Genomic DNA, 3,135 nt, shown 5'->3' with positions numbered 1-3,135 from the left:
TTTTTTTTGCGCTTTGCGGGCCTGGCGGCGACCGACTCTCCCACGTCTTGAGACGCAGTACCATTGGCGCTGGGGCGTTTCACTTCCGAGTTCGGGATGGGATCGGGTGTTTGGGTCCCCGCAATGGCCACCAGGCCGGCAGAGCGCAAAAATCGTGAACTGGTCTTAGGTTTTGTTTCGTCTTTTGGGGACGATGGATGGGCATTGATTAATGAGAGTGATCAAGCCGGTCGAGCTATTAGTACCGGTAAGCTTCATGCATTGCTGCACGTCCACACCCGGCCTATCGACGTGGTGGTCTTCCACGGCTCTGATAGGGAGAACTGGTTTTGAGGCCGGTTTCCCGCTTAGATGCTTTCAGCGGTTATCCGTTCCGCACATAGCTACCCTGCTATGCCGCTGGCGCGACAACAGGTCCACCAGAGGTGCGTCCATCCCGGTCCTCTCGTACTAGGGACAGATCCTCTCAATTCTCCTACACCCACGGCAGATAGGGACCGAACTGTCTCGCGACGTTCTGAACCCAGCTCACGTACCACTTTAATCGGCGAACAGCCGAACCCTTGGGACCTGCTCCAGCCCCAGGATGTGATGAGCCGACATCGAGGTGCCAAACGATTCCGTCGATATGGACTCTTGGGAATCATCAGCCTGTTATCCCCGGCGTACCTTTTATCCGTTGAGCGATGGCCCTTCCACGAGGGACCACCGGATCACTATGACCGACTTTCGTCTCTGCTCGACTTGTCAGTCTCGCAGTCAGGCGGGCTTATGCCATTGCACTCGACGAACGATTTCCGACCGTTCTGAGCCCACCATCGCGCGCCTCCGTTACCATTTGGGAGGCGACCGCCCCAGTCAAACTACCCGCCACACACTGTCCCGGACGTTGTTGCGTCGCGGTTAGACATCCATGACGACAAGGGTGGTATTTCAAGGGTGACTCCACAAGAGCTGGCGCTCCTGCTTCGACGTCTACCACCTATCCTACACATGTCGACACGAATGCCAGTGTGAAGCTGTAGTAAAGGTGCACGGGGTCTTTCCGTCTGACCGCAGGAACCCCGCATCTTCACGGGGAATTCAATTTCACTGAGTCTATGCTGGAGACAGCGGGGAAGTCGTTACGCCATTCGTGCAGGTCGGAACTTACCCGACAAGGAATTTCGCTACCTTAGGACCGTTATAGTTACGGCCGCCGTTTACCGGGGCTTCAATTCGGTGCTTGCACACCTCCTCTTAACCTTCCGGCACCGGGCAGGCGTCAGACCCTATACGTCGCCTTGCGGCTTCGCAGAGCCCTGTGTTTTTGATAAACAGTCGCCACCCCCTGGTCTGTGCCCCCCGAACCTGGTTGCCCAAGCCCGGGGCTCCCTTCTCGCGAACTTACGGGAGCAATTTGCCGAGTTCCTTCAGCATAGTTCTCTCAAGCGCCTTGGTATGCTCTACCAGTCCACCTGTGTCGGTTTCGGGTACGGTCTGTACGCGGGAGCTATTTCCTGGAACACCTTCACCGCACCCCCAATCCAGTAAGGGGATACGACACACGGCATCCGTCACTACCCGCAGGCTGCAGAATATTAACTGCATTCCCATCGACTACGCCTTTCGGCCTCGCCTTAGGGGCCGGCTAACCCTGCGCCGATTAGCGTTGCGCAGGAACCCTTGGACTTTCGGCGAGGGGGTCTCTCACCCCCTTTATCGTTACTCATGTCAGCATTCGCACTTCCGATACCTCCAGGAGCCCTCACGGGTCTCCCTTCGCAGGCCTACGGAACGCTCCGCTACCGCTCAGCTTACGCTGAACCCGCAGTTTCGGTACATGGCTTGAGCCCCGTTACATTATCGGCGCGGAACCCCTTGTTTAGACCAGTGAGCTGTTACGCTTTCTTTAAATGATGGCTGCTTCTAAGCCAACATCCTGGTTGTTTTGGGAGTCCTACATCCTTTGCCACTTAGCCATGATTTGGGGACCTTAACTGGCGGTCAGGGTTGTTTCCCTCTCCACAATGGACGTTAGCACCCACTGTGTGTCTGCCGGATAGTACTTTCTGGTATTCGGAGTTTGGTTAGGATCAGTAAGACGGTGAGTCCCCATAGCCCATCCAGTGCTCTACCCCCAGAAGTATTCGTCCGACGCTCTACCTAAATAGATTTCGCGGAGAACCAGCTATTTCCGAGTTTGATTGGCCTTTCACCCCTAGCCACAACTCATCCCCGACTTTTTCAACAGGCGTGGGTTCGGTCCTCCAGTGCGTGTTACCGCACCTTCAACCTGGTCATGGCTAGATCACTCGGTTTCGGGTCTAATCCGACATACTAAATCGCCCTATTCAGACTCGCTTTCGCTGCGCCTACACCTTCCGGCTTAAGCTTGCATGTCAAATTAAGTCGCTGACCCATTATACAAAAGGTACGCCGTCAGGCTTGCGCCCTCCGACTGTTTGTAGGCATCCGGTTTCAGGGTCTGTTTCACTCCCCTCGTCGGGGTGCTTTTCACCTTTCCCTCACGGTACTTGTTCGCTATCGGTCGACAAGGAGTACTTAGGCTTGGAGGGTGGTCCCCCCATGTTCAGACAGGATTTCACGTGTCCCGCCCTACTCGAGGACTCATGCTCTTTCTACCCGTACGGGACTATCACCCGCTATGGTCCGACTTTCCAGACGGTTCCGGTTCTTAAGCACAAGCCACTGGCCTGGTCCGCGTTCGCTCGCCACTACTAACGGAGTCTCTGTTGATGTCCTTTCCTCCGGGTACTGAGATGTTTCAGTTCCCCGGGTTCGCTCCCTTGCGGGTACTCCTTACGGAGTGGGTTTCCCCATTCGGAAATCCGCGGATCAAAGCTTATTCGCAGCTCCCCACGGCTTATCGCAGCGTATCACGTCCTTCATCGCCTCTTGTCGCCAAGGCATCCACCGAATGCCCTTAAGGCACTTGATCACTCTCATTATCAATGCCCATCCATGGTGCCAGCCGAAGGTGGCACCAGGCATCGATACTAAGACCAGTTTCACGAGATCATATCCAGCGATGCGCGCGGTCAGCAGCGCTCCGGAGGCTTAATCCTCCGCTCAGTAAAGGGACCAATTCTCGGGCCGAAGCCCTCCAACTGATCGCCGGCAAGCAACGGAACG

Annotated in this window: 2 rRNA genes; both read right to left on the bottom strand. The window is 55.8% G+C overall.

What is annotated here, in order from left to right:
- Positions 1-19: 19 nt before the first annotated feature.
- Positions 20-135, bottom strand: a 5S ribosomal RNA gene (gene rrf / locus P2PM1_RS23740).
- Between the two features lie 82 nt (positions 136-217).
- Positions 218-2,941: ribosomal RNA gene (locus P2PM1_RS23735) — 23S ribosomal RNA — on the bottom strand.
- Positions 2,942-3,135 lie beyond the last annotated feature (194 nt).

The sequence above is a fragment of the Stappia sp. P2PMeth1 genome (assembly GCF_900185735.1).
Taxonomy (GTDB): Bacteria; Pseudomonadota; Alphaproteobacteria; order Rhizobiales; family Stappiaceae; genus Stappia.
Note: the sequence above shows the minus strand (reverse complement) of the source record. Positions and strands in the feature narration are given on the sequence as shown.